Source organism: Rhodococcus sp. HM1, assembly GCF_023218075.1.
Lineage (GTDB): Bacteria > Actinomycetota > Actinomycetes > Mycobacteriales > Mycobacteriaceae > Rhodococcus.
In genome coordinates, this window is sequence record NZ_JALPTB010000013.1 from 76,690 (window position 1) to 97,213 (window position 20,524).

14 protein-coding genes and 1 tRNA gene are annotated in these 20,524 nt (G+C 69.8%); 9 read left to right on the forward strand and 6 right to left on the reverse strand.

Annotated elements, in window-relative coordinates:
• Nucleotides 1-42: 42 nt before the first annotated feature.
• Complete coding sequence (locus tag M1M07_RS09800; protein ID WP_197256744.1) at nucleotides 43-264, reverse strand: DUF3618 domain-containing protein; 222 nt, start codon at nucleotides 262-264, stop codon at nucleotides 43-45.
• 71 nt (nucleotides 265-335) lie between these two features.
• Here M1M07_RS09800 and bcp point away from each other — a divergent pair, with 71 nt between their 5' ends.
• A complete protein-coding gene (gene bcp / locus M1M07_RS09805) occupies nucleotides 336-809 on the forward strand; it encodes a thioredoxin-dependent thiol peroxidase (protein ID WP_248673981.1) in 474 nt (157 codons plus the stop codon).
• Between the two features lie 52 nt (nucleotides 810-861).
• On the opposite strand, the gene M1M07_RS09810 is transcribed toward bcp, so the two are convergent.
• Nucleotides 862-2,241: a dipeptidase gene (locus tag M1M07_RS09810; protein WP_308200789.1), complete on the reverse strand. Its 1,380-nt coding sequence runs from the start codon at nucleotides 2,239-2,241 to the stop codon at nucleotides 862-864.
• A gap of 199 nt (nucleotides 2,242-2,440) precedes the next feature.
• Here M1M07_RS09810 and M1M07_RS09815 point away from each other — a divergent pair, with 199 nt between their 5' ends.
• On the forward strand, nucleotides 2,441-3,304 hold the full coding sequence (locus M1M07_RS09815) for a cyclopropane mycolic acid synthase family methyltransferase (protein ID WP_248673982.1): 864 nt from the start codon (nucleotides 2,441-2,443) through the stop codon (nucleotides 3,302-3,304).
• Nucleotides 3,305-3,394: 90 nt separating this feature from the next.
• Nucleotides 3,395-4,249: a TetR/AcrR family transcriptional regulator gene (locus M1M07_RS09820; RefSeq protein ID WP_248673983.1), complete on the forward strand. Its 855-nt coding sequence runs from the start codon at nucleotides 3,395-3,397 to the stop codon at nucleotides 4,247-4,249.
• A gap of 15 nt (nucleotides 4,250-4,264) precedes the next feature.
• On the opposite strand, the gene M1M07_RS09825 is transcribed toward M1M07_RS09820, so the two are convergent.
• Both M1M07_RS09825 and M1M07_RS09830 read right to left on the reverse strand, forming a co-directional pair.
• Nucleotides 4,265-4,666, reverse strand: coding sequence for a holo-ACP synthase (locus M1M07_RS09825; RefSeq protein WP_248673984.1), 402 nt, complete (start codon nucleotides 4,664-4,666; stop codon nucleotides 4,265-4,267).
• 17 nt (nucleotides 4,667-4,683) lie between these two features.
• Nucleotides 4,684-13,977, reverse strand: coding sequence for a type I polyketide synthase (locus M1M07_RS09830; protein WP_248673985.1), 9,294 nt, complete (start codon nucleotides 13,975-13,977; stop codon nucleotides 4,684-4,686).
• A 927-nt stretch (nucleotides 13,978-14,904) separates the two neighbouring features.
• On the opposite strand from M1M07_RS09830, the gene M1M07_RS09840 reads away from it, so the two are divergent.
• From M1M07_RS09840 to M1M07_RS09855, 4 genes are all read left to right on the forward strand, one after another.
• Nucleotides 14,905-14,987: transfer RNA gene (locus tag M1M07_RS09840), tRNA-Leu, on the forward strand.
• Nucleotides 14,988-15,183: 196 nt separating this feature from the next.
• Nucleotides 15,184-15,606 carry a transcriptional regulator gene (locus M1M07_RS09845; protein ID WP_248673987.1) on the forward strand — a complete coding sequence of 141 codons (423 nt, stop codon included), beginning with the start codon at nucleotides 15,184-15,186 and terminating at the stop codon, nucleotides 15,604-15,606.
• Entirely contained in the window at nucleotides 15,603-15,971 is a 369-nt protein-coding gene (locus tag M1M07_RS09850; protein ID WP_248673988.1) for a DUF3817 domain-containing protein, read from the forward strand. Before M1M07_RS09845 ends, M1M07_RS09850 begins: the two co-directional genes overlap by 4 nt.
• A 25-nt stretch (nucleotides 15,972-15,996) precedes the next feature.
• Nucleotides 15,997-16,428: a protein-tyrosine phosphatase family protein gene (locus tag M1M07_RS09855; RefSeq protein ID WP_248673989.1), complete on the forward strand. Its 432-nt coding sequence runs from the start codon at nucleotides 15,997-15,999 to the stop codon at nucleotides 16,426-16,428.
• Here M1M07_RS09855 and M1M07_RS09860 read toward each other — a convergent pair.
• A complete protein-coding gene (locus M1M07_RS09860; protein WP_248673990.1) occupies nucleotides 16,425-17,666 on the reverse strand; it encodes an oxygenase MpaB family protein in 1,242 nt (413 codons plus the stop codon). The two genes, M1M07_RS09855 and M1M07_RS09860, sit on opposite strands and share 4 nt — an antisense overlap.
• Nucleotides 17,667-17,783: 117 nt before the next feature.
• Here M1M07_RS09860 and M1M07_RS09865 point away from each other — a divergent pair, with 117 nt between their 5' ends.
• Nucleotides 17,784-18,371, forward strand: coding sequence for a TetR/AcrR family transcriptional regulator (locus M1M07_RS09865; RefSeq protein WP_197252924.1), 588 nt, complete (start codon nucleotides 17,784-17,786; stop codon nucleotides 18,369-18,371).
• 181 nt (nucleotides 18,372-18,552) lie between these two features.
• Nucleotides 18,553-19,839 carry an MFS transporter gene (locus M1M07_RS09870; RefSeq protein WP_248674001.1) on the forward strand — a complete coding sequence of 429 codons (1,287 nt, stop codon included), beginning with the start codon at nucleotides 18,553-18,555 and terminating at the stop codon, nucleotides 19,837-19,839.
• A 63-nt stretch (nucleotides 19,840-19,902) separates the two neighbouring features.
• Here M1M07_RS09870 and rdgB read toward each other — a convergent pair whose 3' ends face one another.
• A complete protein-coding gene (rdgB, locus tag M1M07_RS09875) occupies nucleotides 19,903-20,523 on the reverse strand; it encodes an RdgB/HAM1 family non-canonical purine NTP pyrophosphatase (RefSeq protein ID WP_248673991.1) in 621 nt (206 codons plus the stop codon).
• Nucleotide 20,524 lies beyond the last annotated feature (1 nt).

Below are 20,524 nucleotides of genomic sequence, written 5' to 3' on the forward strand. Positions count from 1 at the left end.
GCCGTCCGCGAACGGACGACGGTGCCCTCGGATCGACGGCCGTCAGCGCAGCAGTCTGCGCAGAACCAGAGCGCCCACGACGACGCCGACCGCGATGACGGCGTACTTGACGTTCGGCTGATTCACCTTGGCGACGAGCGTCTGCTTGGTGTTGGCAACAAGAGTCTTCGGATTGGTCCGCGCACTCAATTCGTCGAGCGTGCTCGCGAGCTGGTTGCGGGCGTTCTCGATGTCCCGCTCGATAGCCTCGGTGTCCCTACGCACGTGATCCTCCAGGAGTCGCTGTGTGTGCTGCGACCACGGTAGTGGACGCGCGGTCCACTACCGTGGCGGACGTGACGGATAACAGCAGACTCGCCCCCGGCGACCCCGCGCCCGAGCTCACCCTCCTCGACGCCGACGGCAACGAGGTGTCGTTGTCGGACTACCGCGGCCGCAAGGTGATCGTGTACTTCTACCCCGCCGCGAGCACGCCCGGCTGCACGAAGCAGGCATGCGACTTCCGCGACAACCTCGCCGAACTGAACGACGCCGGGCTCGACGTCGTCGGGATCTCCCCCGACAAGCCCGCCAAGCTCGCGAAGTTCCGCGACAAGGAGGAGCTGACCTTCCCGCTGCTCTCCGATCCGGAGAAGACCACGCTCACGGCGTGGGGCGCGTTCGGCGAGAAGAAGATGTACGGCAAGACCGTGACCGGCGTGATCCGCTCGACCTTCCTCGTCGACGAGGAGGGGAAGATCGAGGTGGCGCAGTACAACGTGCGCGCCACCGGGCACGTCGCGAAGTTGCGTCGCGACCTGTCGGTCTAACTCGCCGACCGCTCGGCTGTCGGTCTAACTCGCGGACCGCTCGGCTGTCGTTCTAACTCGCGGACCGCTCGGCCAGGGACCGCAGGAGCAGCGCCTCCGCGACGGCGAGGTTCTCGATCTCCGTCGGATCCACGCTCTCGTTCGGAGCGTGGATGACGCACCGCGGCTCCTCGACACCGATCAGCGCGATCTCCGCTCCCGGCACGGCCCGCTGCAGGGCCGTGCACAGCGGGATCGAGCCGCCCTGGCCGGCGGTTCCGACCTCGCGCCCGTACGCGGCCGCGAGCGCCGCGCGCAGGGCGGCGTATCCGGGGCCGTCGGTGGCCGCGCGGAACGGTTCGCCGAGGGCCTCGCGCTCGATGCGCAGGTGCGCACCCCACGGCACGTGCGCTTCGAGGTGGGCGACGAGGGCGTCCTGCGCGACCAGCGGGTCCAGACCCGGTGGCACCCGCAGATTCAGCCGCGCCGAGGCGCGGGGCGCGATCGCCGCCACCGAGCCGACGACGGGCGGTGCGTCGATGCCGAGGACGGTCAACGCCGGCCGGGCCCACACGGCGTCGGCGACCGTGCCGGTCGACAGCAGCGACACCCCGTCGAGCACACCGGCGTCGGCGCGGAACCGGTCTTCGGGATAGGGCACCCCGTCCCACTGCCCGAGGGTGTCGAGGCCGTCGACGACGGTGTTGCCGTGTTCGTCGCGCAGGGTGTTCAGCAACCGGACGAGGGCGGCGAGCGCATCGGGGGCGGCGCCACCGTACTGCCCGGAATGCACTTCCCCGGCAAGGGTTTCCACATGGACGACGACGTTCGCGATACCGCGCAGCGACGTCGTGACGGTGGGCCGGCCGACTTCCGCGTTGCCGCAGTCGCCGATCACGATCAGGTCAGCGGCGAACAGGTCGGGGCGCTCCGCGACGAGGTGTTCGAGCCCGGCCCCGCCCATCTCCTCGGACCCTTCGACGACGATCCGCACACCCACCGGCAGGGGCCCGTCGGCGAGGGCCGCGCGCAGCGCGAGCAGGTGCATCACGATGTTGCCCTTGCAGTCCGCAGCGCCCCGGCCGTACCAGCGACCGTCCCGTTCGGTGAGATCGAAAGGCGGCGTGAGCCACAGGCTTTCGTTACCCGGAGGCTGAATGTCGTAGTGGCTGTAGAGCAGAACCGTGGGAGCTCCGGCCGGGGCCGGACTGTGTCCGACGACGGCGGGGCAACCGTCGGACGTCTCGACGAGTTCGATGTGCTCGATACCGGCGGCGGCGAAGGCGTCCCGTACCCAGCGGGCGGCGGCGAGGCACTCCTCCGCGGGGAACTGTCGCGGGTCCGCGACCGAACGGAAGGCGACCAGGGTCGCGAGTTCGGTTCGGGCGGTGGGCATCGCGGCCCGGATCCGGTCGCGGATCCGCTGCAGGGTGTCGGTGTCGGTCACGCTCACACGCCTCCTCGATGTGTCGGACGAAGGTCTCACGATCGGGCACCGGTGCTCGTCCTGTTCGGTTCCCCTCGCAATCGTAGGATCGTGTGCCGCCCTCTGCCGTTCCGGTGCCGCACGGCGCGCCGACCGCGTAGCGTTGTTTCTCGACATCCGGGCCACCGTCGAACCAGTTCCGGCCCGTGGACGGAAAGGCACTGCGATGCCCACCGAACTGTCACCCTTCTACAAGCAGGTCCAATCCCACTACGACCTGTCCGACGAGTTCTTCGCCCTGTTCCTCGACCCGTCGATGACCTACAGCTGCGCGTACTTCGAACGGGACGACATGATGCTCGAGGAGGCCCAGCTCGCCAAGATCGACCTGGCGCTCGGCAAATGCGACCTGCAGCCCGGCGCGACCCTGCTCGACATCGGCTGCGGCTGGGGATCGACGATGTTCCGCGCGGTCACCCACTACGACGTCGACGTCGTCGGCCTGACCCTGAGCCGCAACCAGTACGAGCACGTCGCGGCCGAGGCCGCCCGGCTGCCCGGTCCGCGGACCGCGCGGGTCCTGTTGCAGGGCTGGGAGGAGTACACCGGCACCGCCGACCGCATCGTGAGCATCGGAGCGTTCGAGCACTTCCGCCGGGAACGCTACGACGAGTTCTTCGAACGGTGTCACCGGATGCTGCCCCCGGGTGGGCGGATGCTGCTGCACACCATCATCGGGCACACCCTCGCGACGCTGAAGTCCCGCGGCATCCCCGTGACCCGCGAGAACGCCCTGTTCCACCTGTTCATCAAGCGCGAGATCTTCCCCGGCGGGCAGCTTCCGCAGCCCGAGGTGGTCGTGGCGGGCGCCGAACGCGCCGGGTTCCGCGTCGAACGCGTCCATCCGCTCGGCCCGCACTACGTCCGCACCCTCGAGCACTGGGCCGCGGCGCTGGCGGACCGGCGCGCCGAAGCAGTCGCGCTGTCCTCCGAGGAAATGTACGAACGCTTCATGAAATACCTGCGCGGAGCGGCCGATCATTTCCGAACCGGACATATCGACGTCATGCAGTTCACCCTCGCCGCATGAGCACCGTGAGCACGCTCGGCCGTGTTTGCTGCGACTCGCCCTCACGGCAATCTCTCGGCATTCCCGCGCACTGCGGCTAGCCTGGGGCGCGTGGAGTCTGCAACGAACGTGCGCAAAGCACCGCGCCGGATCGATCCGGCGTTGGAAGTACAAACAGCGCCACAAGAACTCGTGCCGCGGCGGCGACCGACGCAGGAACGCAGCCGGCGCAAGTTCGATGCCCTGCTCGCCGCGTCCCGCGAACTGCTCACCGAGGTCGGATTCGAGTCGTTCACCTGCGAAGAGGTCGCGTCCCGCGCGGACGTGCCGATCGGCACGCTCTACCAGTTCTTCGCGAACAAGTACGTCATCGTCTGTGAACTGAACCGCCAGGACCTCGTGGGTGTGCAGGAGGAACTGGCCCAGTTCAACGGCAAGATTCCGTCGGTGGACTGGCTGCGGTTCCTCAACAGCTTCGTCGACCACATGGCCGGGCTGTGGACCACCGATCCGTCCCGCCGCGAGGTGTGGCTGGCGATGCAGTCGACCCCGTCGACCCGCGCGACCGGGGCGATTCACGAACGCAAGTTCGCCGAGCAGGTCGAGCGGATGCTCGCACCGCTCACGCCCGACACACCGAGGCCGCGCCGCAAGCTGATGGCCGAAGTCCTCGTCCACGTCGTCTACTCGATGCTGAACTTCTCCGTGCAGGACGATCAGACCCACGCCGACGCGGTCGTCGAACTGAAACGGCTGATGGTCGCGTACCTGCAGGTCGCCGAACAGGACTCGAGGGCCCGGGCGAAGAAGCGCAAGCGGCTGCAGGCCCGCGCGGAGGAAGCCGGAACCGGCGACGGGGACGGCAGCCGCGAGAAGGGCGAGGCCGCGGACGCGGACACGGTCCCCGAATCGGGCACGGCCCCGGAAACGAGTGAAGCCGAGGAGGCTGCAACCTCCCCGGCTTGAACCGGTCGACCGGATCTACGCGTCCGGTGCCTCCTCGAGAACGACGAACGCTCCGGCCATGTCACCGTCGTGGGTGAGCGAGACGTGGATGCTCATGCCCGCCAGATGCTCGGCGACGGCACCGTGCAACCGGATACCGGGCCTGCCCCACGCATCCGAGACCACCTCGATGTCGCGGTGGATGCCCTCCGGCAGCACCGGTGGGTGACCGAACAGTGACGCCGACCATGCCTTGATCAGCGCTTCCTTGGCCGCCCACCGGGCTGCGAAGTGGCGTCCCGGACGGGAGCTGCGGGTGTTCGCGTCGCGACGCTCCCCCGGCGTGAAGCTCGTGAGCATCGTGGTGCCGGGACGACCCAGCTGCTCCTCGAACTCCGTCACCGAGACCAGGTCGAACCCGACACCCGCAACTCCCATCCGGCGCTACTCGTTTCCTACTTGCAGCCGGGCAGACCCGAGCGGTACACGTCGTCGTCGCCGAGACGCGCGTCCGCGCTGAGCAGCACGTCCGCCTCGAGCTGACGCGACGCCGCCGCCGGAACCCCGTCGCCGCCGAGGCGACGATCAGCCGGACGCTGGTACAGCGCGGCACCACCGGTCATCGCGTCGGCCAGGCGGCGCTTGCCGGCGACCGTGCGCTGCTGCGCCTGCGCGAGGTAGGCCTCGCGCCGCTCGGCGGGGATCGCCTCGACGAACGCCTGCGGGTGCACCACCGCGATCAGGCCGGACACATGCCCGAACCCGAGGCTGGTCAGCAGACCGGCCTTGAGCGCGTACTGCTCGCCGAACCGGATCGGGGTCCGCGCCCACACCAGGTGCTCGAACTGGGCCATCTTGTCGTCGACGCAGTCCAGGCTGCGGTTCGGCGGGACGACGCCCTGGCTGAGGACCTGGCACAGGCCGATCAGCTGGAACGCTGCCGCGCCACCCTTGGCGTGACCGGTCAGGCTCTTCTGGGACACCACGAACAGCGGGTTGCCCTCGCTGCGGCCCAGCGCACCGGCCAGGCGTTCGTGCAGCTCGGCCTCGTTCGGGTCGTTCGCCGCGGTCGACGTGTCGTGCTTGGAGATCACGGCGATGTCGTCGGCGGTGACACCGAGCTTGCGCAGCTCCCGGGCCAGGCCGGACTCGAGCCCACCGCGACCGGCGCCGAGAGCACCGATACCCGGAGCCGGGATCGAGGTGTGCACGCCGTCGGCGAAGGATCCCGCCCAAGCGACCACACCGAGAACCGGCAGGCCCATCTCCAGCGCCAGGTCACCGCGCGCCAGCAGCACCGTGCCGCCACCGGCCGACTCGACGAACCCGCCGCGACGGCGGTCGTTGGCCCGCGAGAACCGGTTGTCGCTGATGCCCTTGGCGGTCATGTCCTCCGACTTGGCGGTCGCGGACATGTCACCGAAGCCGACGATGCCCTCGATGCCCAGGTCGTCGAAGCCGCCGGCCACGACCAGCTGCGCCTTGCCCAGCTTGATCTTGTCGACGCCCTCCTCGACCGACACCGCAGCCGTGGCGCACGCCGCGACCGGGTGCACCATCGCGCCGTAGCCGCCGACGTAGGACTGCACGACGTGCGCGGCGATGACGTTCGGCAGGGCTTCCTGCAGGATGTCGTTCGCGCGGGACTCGCCGAGCAGCGTGTCGATGTACAGCGACCGCATCGAGGACATGCCGCCCATGCCGGTGCCCTGCGTGTTCGCCACCAGCGACGGGTGCACCCAGCGCAGCAGTTCCGACGGGGTGAAGCCACCGGTGAGGAACGCGTCGACGGTGGTGACGATGTTCCACAGGCCGACCCGGTCCACCGACTCCGCCATGTCCGCGGGAATGCCCCACTTGGTGACGTCGAATCCGGTGGGGATCTGGCCGCCGACCGTGCGGGTCAGCTTCGCCTTGCGCGGCACGCGGATCTCGGTGCCGGCCTTGCGGGTGACCGTCCAGTCGCCGGACTCGGCGTCCACGGACGCGACCGTGTTCTCCGGGTCGGCATCGACGAACGCGCGGGCCTCGGCCTCGGAACCGACGACGAAGGACAGGTCCTTGTCGAGGAACACCGAGGTCAGCAGCGGTGCGGTGTTGTCGACCATGGCGCCGTCGTCGGCGTAGCGGCGGATGCCGCAGCGCTCGACCACCGCGTCGTGGTAGCGGTCGGCGATCTCCGCCTCCGGCACCAGTTCACCGGTCTCGGTGTCGTAGAAGCCGGGCTTCGGGTCGTTCTCCCACTCCACCAGGCCGGTCACCCAGGCCAGCTCGAGCACACCGGCGGCCGACAGTTCCTCGTCGACCTCCATCTCGAAGCGGGTGCGGGCCGAACCGTACGGGCCGAGCTCGCCGGCGCCGACGATCACGACCAGGTCGGCCGGGTCGACGTCGAGCTTCTCCCAAGCCGGGACGGGCAGGTCGACGTCGAGTCGCGGCGCGGACGGCAGGGCCGCGATGATGCCCGACTCGTCCTCGTCCTCGGTCTCGGTGGCCTCGGCCGCGTCCTGGGCCTGCTTCGCGAGGGCCGGCAGGTCGACGTCCGCCTCGGACAGTCCACCGGTCAGGTCCGCGACCAGCGGCTTGTCGGCGGCGAGGCGGCGGGCCTCCGGGCCGACCAGCTTCAGCAGCTCGGTGGCCATCTCCTGCGTCGACCAGGTGCGCACACCGGCCGCCTCGACAGCCTCGACCAGCGGGTCGTTGCCGCCCATCAGGCCGGTGCCGCGCACCCAGCCGATGAGAGCGTGCGCGAGGGTGACGCGCTCGGCCCACGTGCGCTCGGCGTTCCAGCGGTTGACCACCGCGTCGAGCGCGGCCTTGGCCTCACCGTAGGCACCGTCGCCACCGAACTTGCCGCGGTTCGGGGAACCGGGCAGCACCACGTGCAGGTGGGTGTCGACGTCGCGGTCGTTGCCGATCGCGGCGAGACCGGCGATGAGCCGCTCCACCGACCACAGCAGCACCCGCATCTCCATCTCGGCGCGGGCACCCGCGTCGGCGAGGGAACCGGCCACGCGCGGCGCGGCGAACGGGAACAGCAGCGTCGGGGTCAGCGCGTCCTTGATCAGCTTCTTGGCGCCGCCCGCGTTCTCCACGGTCTCGGTACCGATCCACTCGATGAGGGCGTCGACGTCCGCGTAGGACGCCATGTTCGCCGGGACCACCCACAGCGCCGCGCCGGCCCGTGCGCTCTTCGCGTACAGCTCCTTGTAGAAGCCGAGGCGGCTGTCGTTGAGGCTGGACGTGGTCACGACCACGGTCGCACCACCACCGAGCAGCTTCGCGGCGACGGCTGCGCCGATGCCGCCCTTGCTGGCGCCGGTCACGACCGCGACCTCGTTCGCGTATTCGGCGTCGGTGACCTCCGCGGCGACGGTCGCGATGCGGCCGAAGGTCTCGGCGAGCACGGTGCGGCCGGCCTCGGTGGCCTTGCGCTGCCAGAAGGTGGCGTGCGCGGCGACGGTCGCGCCGGCACCGGCGAACCGCTCGACCTCGATCTCCGCACCCAGCCACACGCGGGCCAGGTCCTCGCGGGCGGTGGCCCAGCGGTCGTCGATCAGCACGGCCTTGCGGGCGTCGAACGCCGGGGCGACCTGACGCGGCCAGTCGGAGCCGAGCTCCGCGGAGACCAGATCGACCAGTTCGCTGTCCGCCTTGTCGGCCAGACCCGAGGTCTGCTCGGCCAGGCCGAGCTGCTCGAGCACGAGGCGCGCGGCGTTGGCGAGCACACCGTCACGGCCGGTGATCTGCTCGGCGAACTCGCCGAGAGCAGCGGCGTCGACGGTCGCTCCCCCGCCGCCACCAGCGGCCGGCATGGACACCGCGATACCGCGGCGGCCGGCGACGGACTGCACGGCGGCGTCGATCAGGGTGTCGACGGCGGCGGCGTCGGAGAGGGCGCCCTGCGACAGGCCGCCCAGGTCGCCGCCACGGATGGAGGCGCCGTCACGGCTGCCGAGTGCGACCTCGGCGGTCACGTGCTGGGTCCAGCCTTCGCCCAGGCCCCATACCTTGGTGACGCGCTCGGCGATGTAGGCCGGGCGCTTGCCGGACGGTCCGAACACCTTGCGCAGGTGGTCGTTGATCGAGTCGGTCAGCACCGGGCCGAAGGGGCGGTAGGTGCGGGCCAGACGGTCGACGGTGGCTGCCAGCGCGCCCATGTCGGCGTCCGCGGCACCGTCGATCGCGCCGAGCGACAGCTCGGAGCCGAGGTCGACGAGCAGCTGGTTGCGGCGCGAGGACACGCCGTCGCACAGCGCCTCGATGGTGTCTGCGGGGCCGATCTGGTCCGGACGCAGCTTCGTCCACAGCGCGATGAGCACCTTGGTGGCGTCGGCGGCCTTGAACGCGATGTCGTCGGGACGCGGTCCACCGGCCGGGGCGGCGGCCGGAGCCGCTGCCGGGGCGGGAGCCGCGGCGGCCGCGGGGGCCGCCTCCGCTGCCGGAGCAGCGGGCTCGTCGTCCTCGACCGGAGCCGGATCGACGTCGGTCGAGTACACGATCGACGCCTCGCGCTCGATGTTGAGCACCTCGACGGGCTCGCCGAAGCGGCCGGGCAGCTTCAGGGTCTGCGACGCCAGGTTCGCGACGGTCGGGGCGGCACCGAGGCCGACCTCGACGAACCGCTCGACGCCGAGGCCACCGTCCTCCTCGGGGGCGAACAGCAGGTCCTGCGTCTCGATCCAGCGGACCGGCGACGCGAACTGCCACGCGAGGAGCTCGGCGAGCACGACGCGGGTCAGCTCGACCGGCTTCGCGGCCCAGGTGTCGAAGTCCGCGAGGACCTCGGCGAGGGGCTCCGAGGGAACCAGATCGGCGATCTCCTGGATGAACTCGCGGCCCAGGTTGAACGGCTTGGGCACGAGGTTCGGGATGTAGCGGCCGATGAGGATGTTCGGGTCGATCTGCTCCGGGAGCAGGTGCAGCAGACGCTCACGGAAGTCGTCCACGCCGCCGCGCAGGACGGTCGAGTGGAACGGCACGTCGATGCCGGGGACCAGGATGAACGCGCGCTTGCCGCCGAACTCGGCGACCTTGCGCTCGATCACGGACTCCAGGGCCTCGAGACCCGCGACCGTGCCCGCGATGGCGTACTGGGAGCCGCGCAGGTTCAGGTTCACGATCTCCAGGAACTCGCCGGCCTCCGCGGCGACACCGGCCACGAAGTCCTGCAGGTCCTCGTCGGCGACACCGAACTGCGACGGCCGGATCGCGGCCATGCGGTAGTTCGAGCGGCCGTGCTCGTCACGCGGGACGAGGGCGTGCATCGCCGAGCCGCGCTGGAACACGACCTCGAGCACCGCCTCGAGCGGCAGCACACCGGCGACAGCGGCGAGCGCGTTGTACTCACCGACCGAGTGGCCCGCGAGGAACGAGCCCTCGACGAACGCACCGGCCTCGCGGAGTTCGGCGATCTGCGCGACACCGAGGGTCGCCATGGCGACCTGGGTGAACTGCGTCAGGTGCAGCACGCCGTCCGGGTGCTTGTGGGTGACGCCGCGGGCCTTGAGCACGGTCGGGTTGTCGCGCACGACGGCCAGGATGGAGAAGCCCAGCGCCTTGCGGGTGTGCTTGTCGGCGCGGTCCCAGATCTCGCGGGCGGCCTTGCTGCGGGCGCGGGCGTCGAGGCCCATGCCGGGACGCTGGATGCCCTGGCCGGGGAACGCGTAGACGGTCTTCGGGGCGGCGGTGCGGCCGGTCGCGACCATCACCAGGTCGCCGTCGACGCGGCAGCCGACCTCGATGATCTCGGCGCCGTTGTCGGTGCCGACGCGGTCGACGCGGACGTCGATCTCCGCGCCCGGACGGACCATGCCGAGGAACCGGGCGGTCCACGCGGTCAGGCGGCGGACCGGCAGCTTCGCGTCGGCCTCGACCGCGGTCACCACCTGCTGGGCGGCGGCCGACAGCCACATGCCGTGCACGATCGGCGAGCCCAGGCCGGCGAGCAGCGCGGCGTTGTCCGAGGTGTGGATCGGGTTGTGGTCGCCCGAGACGCGAGCGAACGCGCTCATGTCGGTCGGGGCGACGATCACGGCATCGCGGCGGCGACGACGCGGGGTGTCCGCGGCGTTCTCCGACAGCGACCCACCGGCACGGACCGGGTCGGCGAGCTCGACGGTGCCGGCGCGGCCGCGGATCGCGAACCGCTCGATCAGCTGCGCGACGACATTGTGGCCGGAGCCGTCACCGCTGTCGGCGGTGATGACCACGTGCACCTCGACGACACGACCCAGGTCGGTGTCGGACACCCCGGTGACCTCGGCCTTCACACCCAGGAACGCCGGATCGGTCGGCAGACCGTTCTTGACGTCGATGGCGTGGTCGAGGTGGACCAGATCGAGCATGCCCTCGATGACCGAGAGGTTGTCGTCGGTCTTGGACGCGCCGAGCGCCGCGAACACCGCGGGCCAGCACGCACCGACAAGCACGTCGGGCACACCGTTCGGGCCGGTGGTCAGGTTGGCGGGCAGGCCGGCGCCGGTGACACCGGCGTGGTCGGCGATCTTCTCGGGCAGCCAGCCGAGGGTGATGCGGGCGGCGCCCTTCTTCACGGCGGGCAGTTCCTGCCCGGCGGCGACACCGAGCAGCGCGGACATCGACGCGGCGGCGTCCTCCTCGGTGACGACCGGCGCACCGCCGGTGCGGACGGAGGCCGGGACGGTGATGCGGATCTCGACGGCCTTGTCGCGCAGCAGCGGCACGCGCAGGCCGACGTGCTCGTCGTCGAGGACGCTCAGGGTCGCACCGGTCGGGGCGTGAACGGCGGCGCCGTCGGCCTCGACGGTCCACTCGGCGACGTCACCGAGACGGTGGACCGGGTTGAGGGTCTGACGGCCGGCCCACGCGACGTCCGGAGCGGACAGCACGGCGTCGAGCAGCCCGGCGGCGCGGTCCTGGTGACGACGCGCGACGACCTGCACCGGCTCGGCGCCGGCGGCGAGCAGCTCGTCGACGGTGGCCTTCTCGAAGCGGTCGAGCAGCTCACCGACGGGCTCGTCGGCGCGGGTGATGCCCGCGACGGCGACGGTGCCCGGGATGACGCAGACCTGGTCGGCGGTGTAGCGCGGGTCGTGCGCCTGCCACAGCGAGTCGGACCGCCACCAGCGACGCACGTCCTGGTCGACGACCGGCACGAAGTTCACCGGCTTGCCGGGGGTGCGGCACAGGGAGATGAAGAACGGCACGTCCGCCGGGTGCAGCACGACGTCACCGGCGTCCGGGTACTGCCCGGTCAGCGCCTTGAGCGCCGCGTAGGGACGCTCGAGCACGGCGTCGTCCGCGAACAGCGTCGGGATCGGGCCGCGGTCGACCGGATGCAAGCGGGCCTCGGCACGCTGCAGCATCTCGCGGAAACGCTCACGCCACGACACGTCCAGCCACGGGCTGGTGTGGGCCTCGGCGACGGCGTCGCCCAGGTCGGTGCCGCAGTCGAACTCGCACGCGGAATCGGTGCCGACCGCGAGCTCGAGGTAGCGGGTGAGCCACTGCAGGTAGGTCATCTCGGCGACGTCACCGAAGTACGGCTTCGCGGTGACGTCCAGCGCGGCGATGATCTCGTCCCGGCGCGCGGCGACGGCGTCGGCGTCACCGGCGACCTCGTCGAGCAGGCGGCCGGTGCGCGATGCGGCGTTGTCGATCTCGTGGATGTCGGCGCCGAGCTGGCTGCGGCCCGATGCCATTCCGCCGGACGCGGTGCCCGCACCGACCCAGTCGGGGGTGCCGGGGGTGTCGACGAGCAGCTGCTTGACCTCGGGAGCGGTGGTCGCCTCGAGGGTCGCCATCGCGGCGGTGCCGACGAGGATGCCGTCGAGCGGCATCGCCGGGAAGCCGTACTCGGTGGACCAGCGGCCGGTCAGGTAGTCGGCGGCCCGCTCCGGGGTGCCGATGCCACCGCCGACGCACAGCACCAGGTTCGGGCGGGTGCGCAGCTCGGCGTAGGTGTCGAGCAGCAGGTCGTCGAGGTCCTCCCACGAGTGGTGACCACCGGCGCGGCCGCCCTCGATGTGGACGATGACCGGGTAGTCGGGGACCTCGTTCGCGATGCGGATCACCGAGCGGATCTGCGCGACGGTGCCCGGCTTGAACGCGACGTGGCTGATGCCGGCCTCGGTGAGCTCCTCGATGATCGAGACCGCTTCCTCGAGCTCCGGGATACCGGCGGTGACGACGACGCCGTCGAACGGCGCGCCCGCAGCGCGGGCCTTCGGCACGAGACGCTTGCCGCCCACGTGGAGCTTCCACAGGTACGGGTCGAGGAACATCGAGTTGAACTGCACGGCGCGACCCGGCTCGAGCAGCTCCTTCAGCTCCTCGACGTGGTCGGCGAAGATCTGCTCGGTGACCTGGCCACCACCGGCGAGCTCGGCCCAGTGGCCGGCGTTCGCGGCGGCAGCGACGATCTTCGGATCCACCGTCGTCGGGGTCATGCCCGCGAGCAGGATCGGCGAACGGCCGGTCAGGCGGGTGAACGCGGTCTCGACACCGAGGCGGCCGTCGGGCAGAGCGACAGGCTTGGGCGCGAACTCGGTCCACGCACGCGGCACCTCGGGCTCGGCGCCCGGGGTCAGCAGGTTGCGCTGGCCACCGCGGGTTGCGGCGGCGATGATGCCGACGCCCTGGCCGCGCAGACCGGCGGAGGTCATGCGGGTGAGGAGCTCACCGGGGCCGAGGTCGAGGATCCACGAGGCACCGGAGGCGACGGCACCGTCGACGAGGTCGACCCAGTCGACCGGGTCGACGAGGATCGCCTGCGCGAGGGAACGGGCGAGCTCGACGTCGAGGTCGCAGCGCGACGCCCAGTCGGCGACCTGCTCGACCGCGTCCGCGAGGGCCGGGTGATGGAAGCCGACCTCGGCGGAAACCGGCTCGAAGGTCGGGTCGAACACGGCACCGCCGCGCTTCTTCGACTCGCGCTCGCGGGTCTCCGCGGCGGAGATCTCCTCGCAGCGCTGCTGGACGCGTGCGAGCGCGGCCGGCGGGCCGGACAGCACGACGCGACGGCGGCCGTTGCGGATCGCGACGACAGCGCTGCGCTCGGGGTCCTGGCCCTCGAACACGTCGGCGACGATGGCGCGCAGACGCTCGGGATCGACGCCGGCGACGGCGAGCATCGGGAAACGCTCGGCACCGGAGATGAGGCCGCGGCGGCGGCCGACGAGGGTCGCGGCAGCACCGATGAGCTGCGCGATCGCGAGGATCTCGGCGTCCTTGCGACCACCGGCTGCGACGGCCTCGACCGACAGCACACCCTGGGAGTGGCCGATCGCGGCGGTCGGCGCGTGCGCGGACACGTCGAGACCCTGGTTGGCCAGGGCGCGCAGGGCGGCGACCTGGGTGAGGAACACGCCGGGGAGGGACACCGCGGCGGAAGTCAGTGTGGCGGCGGACGGGCCCGCGGCCGGCTGCTCGTCCTCGTCAGCGACGTCCTGCTCGAGGATCCATGCGACGGGGTCGAAACCGGCGGGGCGCACGACCACCAGGTCGTGGGCGACCGGAGCGAGGGCTGCTGCGGCGGCGTTGACCAGGTCCGTCAGGACCGGCTCGAGGCCGTTGTCACGGCTGAGTTCGTCGAGCGAGCTGAGCCAGGGAGCACCCTGACCACCGAACGCGAGAGCGTAGGGCTCACCGGCGAGAATCTTGTCGACCAGTGCGCCGGACCGCGAAGTGGTGACCCCCCGTTCGTTTGTGCGTCGTGATGCCTTCGAGTTCCGTCCGTTGTCGGCTGGTGTGGTCTCGTCGATCGTCACGCGTGTTGTTCCTCTCCTGAACACCCCTGCGGTCGAGGCGTGAATCCTTTGGAAGCACTCGCCGTCGTTGGCGTGTTGCATGGGCTCTCATCTGCTCTTACGTGCGTGGCCCAGATTGACACAGAATCATGAGGAATTCCTCATGTTTTGTTTCGCGAAGAGTGTCGCGCGGTGCCCTGACCAGTGATTTGTCTCACAGTAACGGCGAAGGTAACCCGCGAGTAGGTGTCGTCCGCGCTGGCTGGGCCGGTGCGAGGACGTCCACGAACCCGAGGAAACCCTCACGTTTATTGTTATCTAATCGTTACTATCTTGACGAGCGAGCGGCGGCGTGCTCGAGCAGCGAAACTTGTCGGACCCGAGCGTTACCTTCACTTCGTTCGAACACACTTTCGATTCGAGGGGCGCAATGGTGAGACCGGTCAAGTACACGAAAGAGATGCTCGAGGAGGCCGTTCGGTTGTCAGCCAACCTCTCCGCTGCGATACGACTGATGGGCGGAAGACCCGACGGCGGCACGCACGCGCACATCTCAAGAAGGGGCAAACGACTCGGAATCGACACCTCGCACTTCACCGGAGAGAACCCGCAGAAAGGTCGTCCACCGAAGAATCGCCTCCGCTGGGACGAGATTCTGACGCTCAAACCCGTCGCTTCGAACCGCCAGGCTCCGAAGCGGTTACGGAGGGCTCTCATCGAGTCGGGACGACCCCACAAGTGCGAGGGGTGCGGAATCGGACCGGTGTGGTGCGACGAGCCGTTGGTATTTCACGTCGATCACATCGACGGAAACCATTTCGACTCCCGACCGCACAACGTGCGATTCCTGTGCCCCAACTGCCACAGCCAGACCCCCACGTGGGCGGGACGACGCAGGTTCAGCTTCGAATCGGAGCAGTCGGGTTCGTGACGTATTGTGTCCGTGGCGCGCGAGTGGCGGAATGGCAGACGCTCCAGGCTTAGAACCTGGTGCCCTTAAGGGCGTGGGGGTTCGAGTCCCCCCTCGCGCACACGTAGCAGTACCGTGAACTGCGGAAACGAGGTCACGAACTCCCGGGTTCGAGACCTCGTTTCGTTCACAACTGTCGAATACCGACTCGCGCGGGTTTCCGACCCATCGCTCACCCGGAAAATCCAGCGTGACCTGGCGCACGGCAACCGACCGGTCTTGGCAGGTCGGCGGCGCATTCGGGTACCGTCGATGTCGTGTCCGAAACTCGTCGTCCGCCCCGCCGGGTCGCGCTGATCGTCCTGGTCGTCGTCGCGGCGACAGGATGCCTCGCCCTCGGGTACTGGCAGTGGACCCGTTTCGAGGCAGTCGGCGGTACCGCCCAGAACCTGGGATACGCCTTCCAGTGGCCGGCGTTCGCGTTCTTCTGCGTCTACGCGTACCGACGGTTCGTGCGCCTCGAAGCCGAGGAGTCGGAGGCCGAGGAGACCGGGGATCCGCGGCCGTCCGCGTCGTCCGAGCCCACCGAGATTCCGGAACACCTGCTGCCCCCGCGGCCCGGCCGGAATCTCGAACCGGCCGACGACGCCGACCTCGACGACCCCGAGGCCCGGCAGACACTGGAGTACAACGAATACCTCGCGCAGCTCGCGCGCAGGTCCGGAAGGAGCGGTCAGTGAGCACCACCCCCGAGAAGACCGGCACAGCGCCGCGGACCCTCAGCGACGCCGACCGGAAGAAGATCTCCTCGGCGCTCCTGCGATACCGCGTCCTCGCCTACGCCACCGGTATCTGGCTGCTGGTGCTGGTCGGCGAGATGATCGCCAAATACGTCATCGGCATCGAGAACGTCCCGTCGTGGATCGCGATCGTGCACGGCTGGGTGTACGCGGTGTACCTGGTGCTCACGTTCGACCTGTCGATCAAGGTCCGCTGGCCGCTGGCCCGCACGATCGGAACGCTCATCGCTGGCACCATCCCCTTCCTGTCGTTCTTCGTCGAGCACAAGCGCACCCGGCAGGTGAAGGCCGACTTCGGGGTCTGACACCCGCCCCTGTGGCACCCGACCTGTGACACGCGAACCTTGGGACCCCGCGGCGGCGGGAGTCCTGCGCCTGCCGTCGGGCCGGCTCGTCCGGGGCCGCGGCCTGCGCCATCCGTTGCCCGACGGTCCGCTCCCGACGTTCGCGCTCTACCTGCAACGTCGCGAGCCCCCGCCGACACCGTGGCCGTCCCGCTGGGTGCGCTGGCCCGATTTCCGGCTCCCGACCGACCGCGTCGACGCCGCGGCCGCGATCCACGAGGCATGGGAACGCGCCGCCGGCGAACGGGTGGAGATCGCGTGTTCCGGCGGACTCGGACGCACCGGCACCGTCCTCGCCTGCCTCGCCGTCCTCGACGGCGTGCCACGCGACGAAGCGGTCACGTTCGTCCGCCAGCACTACTCGCCGCGCGCCGTCGAAACACCTTGGCAGCGAAGGTATGTCACTCGCTTCCGCTAGACGTTCAGCTTGCCGACGGTAGGCTCCGCGGCACCGAACTTCAGGCTCAGTTCGCGCCGCGCGGCGCGATCCCCCACCCGCTCGAGGAATCGCCGGCCCGCCGGGGTGCGGTTGATCAGCGTCGACTTGACGACGTTCCCCGCGATGACGGGCGCGACGGCCAGCGGCGGAACGGAGGGCAACCCCAGATCACGCAGGCCCTCGGCGCCGAGGAAGAAGCGGAGCATGCTCAGCAGGCGCAGTCGCTCGTAGTGTCCACGCAGTGTCGGGAACCGGCGGTAGTTCAGATCTCGCTGGCCGTCGACGAGGGCGCGGGACAGATCGGCACCGGCGGGCGTGACGTCGTCCTGCACGAGCACGACGTGGTAGTTGAAACGGTGCTGCTGACGTTCGCTGTCGAACAGCCACTCCTCGTCGATGCCCATGAGCCAGCCCACGTACTTCCACAGGTGCATGACCGCGCGGGATTCGTCGCGCGAAACCCGGTAACCGAGGGCGCGGACGCCGAGCAGCAGTGTGCCGTTGAACAGTCCGAGGGTCGCGGCCTGATCGGTCTGGTTGATGGGCAGGCCCCAGCGCTGGACGTCCCAGCGGCCGTTGGTCTCGAATCGGTGATTGACCAAGGCGTGCATGGCACGCACGTGCACGGTCAATTTGAATCCTTCACCGCCGCGACGCATTCCGCCCGGCTCGCCGACCGCGGTGCCCCACTTCTGGGTTTCGCCGAGTCGTCGCATGGCGGTGGAGCCGGTCAGACCTCCGGTCGCGACCAGCAGGTCCGGCGGGCCACCGAAGCGGTAGCCGCCGATCAGCGAGAGCTGGAGCAGCACGTCGTTGCGGCTGCGGCCCATGCGTCGGAACGCCCGCGCGCCCTTCTCGAGCAGGTCGAAGTCGACCCAGTCGGGCACCGTGTCGACGACGGCGAAGAACTCGCGCAGCGCCTCGGGAGCATCAGGGACGGTGTCGATTCCGTGTTCGAGGGCCTGATGGAACTGCCGCATGGTGACGCGTTGCGGGTCGGTGCGGTCGCGGCGCATCGCGTGCACGAGGGACGCCCCGAGCTCGTCGCGCGCGAACATGCGCCGGCCGATCCGATCGAGCAGTTCCTCGTCGACGGTGTCGATCCGCGCGAAGTGCTTCAGGGGCCGGCCGATGCGCTCGTTGCGCGGGCGAATTCCGGCGAACCGCGCAGGGTACGGACCGGCTTCGGCGTCCGTCGACAGCTCCCGTGTCATCATGCGGGTCATGTTCACACGAGCGTTTACTCGCGTTCAATTCGCATTTCGGGGGCACCTGTGACGACGCCCGACCGCCGGCAGATGCGGCGTACACCGCGACAGGACCGCTCCCGTGCGATGGTCGAGCGCATCGTCGACGCGGGCCGGGCAGTTCTGCTGGAACACGGCTACGAAGGCGCGTCGACGAATCGGATCGCCGCCCACGCGCGCATCAGTCCGGGGTCGCTGTACCAGTACTTCCCGAACAAGGACGCGATCGTCGCGGAGGTCGTCGATCGGTGGACGACGGAACTGCATGCTCGCATTTCGCGCGTGTTCACGACGGCACTGGAGGGACCCACCTGGTCGTCGTCGGTACGGGCCACGATGCTCGAACTGCTCGACGCGCTCGGCGAGAACCCGCGGCTGCTGCGGGTGATGATCGAGCAACTCCCCCGTACCTCGGGCAGCCGCCTCTCGGAGTTCGAGCAGCGCATCGAGACGCTGTTCGCGGTGTGGCTGCGTTCCAACCGCGCGCATCGTTCGGGCCGGCCTCTCGACACGATCGCGTGGATGCTGGTGCGGACCGTCGAGAACGTCGCGATCGCGTACGTCCTGGAGCAGCCCGACATCGATCGCGAGACGGTCGCGGACGAGATGACCGCGATGGTGACGACCTACGTGCAGACGGTGCTGCAGGGCGGCTCCGCCGCCCGTGTGCAGTAGTGGCGGCTCCGACCGCCAGAAAGGCACACCGGGGGTTTCATTCCCCTCCCCCTCGGGTACTTGCCCGAAATATCACTTTGCACCGAGGGGACTATTCGTGAAGACCGGTTCGGCAGACACAGCCCGGGAGCCTCGTCGAGAATCCCCGCGCCAGGTGCGGCGGGCCATCGGCGCGTCCGCGATGGGCAATTTCACCGAGTGGTTCGACTACGGCGTCTACGCCTACACCGCCACCTACATCGCCGACTCGTTCTTTCCCGGCGACCTCGAGTCCGCCACACTGCTCACGCTGGGTGTCTTCGCCGTCTCGTTCCTCGTGCGACCGCTCGGCGGCTTCGTGTGGGGCCCGCTCGGAGACCGGCTGGGCCGGAGGCAGATCCTCGCCCTCACCATCCTGCTGATGGGTAGTGCGACGGTGCTGCTCGGCGCCGTGCCCTCGTACACGTCGATCGGGTTCTGGTCGCCGGTGCTACTCGTCCTGCTCCGCATGATCCAGGGCTTCTCGACCGGCGGCGAATACGGCGGCGCGGCGACGTTCATGGCCGAGTACTCCCCCGACCGCAAGCGCGGCTTCTACGGCAGCTTCCTCGAGTTCGGCACGCTGGGCGGATTCTCGGTCGGCGCGATCCTCGTCCTGATGATCGACCTTCTCTCGACGGACGCATTCATGGCGACGTGGGGCTGGCGCCTTCCGTTCTTCGTCGCCGGTCCGCTCGCGCTGGTCGGCCTGTATCTGCGTTCCAAGCTCGACGAGACGCCGGTGTTCCGGGAACTCGAGGAGGCGCACGAGGAGGAGAGCAGCGTCGGTGCCGAGTTCAAGGACCTCATCGCCCGGTATTGGCGACCGATCGTCAAGCTCATGGGCCTGGTCGTCGCCCTGAACGTGTGCAACTACACGCTGCTGAGTTACATGCCGACCTACCTGGAGAACCGGATCGGGCTGACGAGCACGGCGTCGCTGGTCCTGGTGGTGATCGGCCAGCTCGCGATGATGGCGGTGATCCCGTTCTCGGGCGCGTTGTCGGACCGGGTCGGCCGCAAACCGCTGTGGGCGGTCTCGATGGGTGGCCTGCTGGTTCTCGCGATCCCGATGTATCTGCTGATGTCGGTGAACTTCGGCTGGGCGATCGTCGCGTTCACCACCCTCGGCCTGTTGTACGTCCTGCAGTTGTCGACCATTTCGGCGACGTTCCCCGCGATGTTCCCCACGCACGTGCGGTTCGCCGGATTCGCGATCTCCTACAACGTCGCGACGTCGCTGTTCGGCGGGACCGCCCCCGCGATCAACGAGTGGCTGGTCGAGCGGACCGGCAACGATCTCGTGCCCGCCTTCTACATGATGGGTGCGTGTGCGGTCGGCCTGGTCGCACTGTGCTTCGTGGCCGAGACGGCGGGCGCGTCGCTGCGCGGACGCGGCATCCCGGGCATCGACACCCCGGCGCATCCCACCGCCCTGGCGCAGACCTGACGAACCGGAAGCCGCTCCCCGCCCGCACATTCGGGCAGGAAGCGGCCACGTTCGGTCCCGGGCTCAGCCCCTGGTCAATGCCTCGAGCGCCGGCACCAGCAGCGCGAGGGCGCGCCCGCGATGCGACGCCGCGTCCTTCTCCTCCGCGCTGAGTTCGGCGGAGGTGCGTTCCTCACCTTCCGGCCGGAACACCGGGTCGTATCCGAAGCCGTTGGTGCCGCGCGGCGCGCGTTCGATCGAGCCGCGCCATTCGCCGCGCACCACGGTGACCGCCGCGTCGTTCCCGGCGGGAACCGCCAGCGCGCACGCCGACACGAACGCGGCGCCGCGCCGTTCGTCGGGAACGTCCGCGAGCTGGGCGAGCACGAGCGCGGTGTTCGCCTCGTCGTTGCCGTGCGCGCCGGACCAGCGCGCCGACAGCACACCCGGCATGCCGTTGAGGGCGTCGACCTCGAGCCCGGAGTCGTCGGCGACGCACGGCAGGCCGGTGGCGAGCGCACCGTCGCGGGCCTTCGCCGCGGCGTTCTCCTCGAAGGTCGCGCCGGTCTCCGGGGCCTCCGGGAAGGGCGGAACCTCGTCGAGACCGACCAGCTCGATACCGTCGATCCCGGCGCGATCCAGGACGCGCTGCAGTTCCCGCAGTTTCTTCGCGTTCCGGCTCGCGACGAGCACCTTCACCGTCATG

Coding starts and splice junctions, on each gene's coding strand:
- M1M07_RS09815 (WP_248673982.1), top strand. CDS start 2,441: ATGCCCACCGAACTGTCACCCTTCTACAAGCAGGTCCAATCCCACTAC.
- M1M07_RS09825 (WP_248673984.1), bottom strand. CDS start 4,666: ATGGGAGTTGCGGGTGTCGGGTTCGACCTGGTCTCGGTGACGGAGTTC.
- M1M07_RS09860 (WP_248673990.1), bottom strand. CDS start 17,666: ATGATGACACGGGAGCTGTCGACGGACGCCGAAGCCGGTCCGTACCCT.
- M1M07_RS09865 (WP_197252924.1), top strand. CDS start 17,784: ATGGTCGAGCGCATCGTCGACGCGGGCCGGGCAGTTCTGCTGGAACAC.
- M1M07_RS09870 (WP_248674001.1), top strand. CDS start 18,553: ATGGGCAATTTCACCGAGTGGTTCGACTACGGCGTCTACGCCTACACC.
- rdgB (WP_248673991.1), bottom strand. CDS start 20,523: ATGACGGTGAAGGTGCTCGTCGCGAGCCGGAACGCGAAGAAACTGCGG.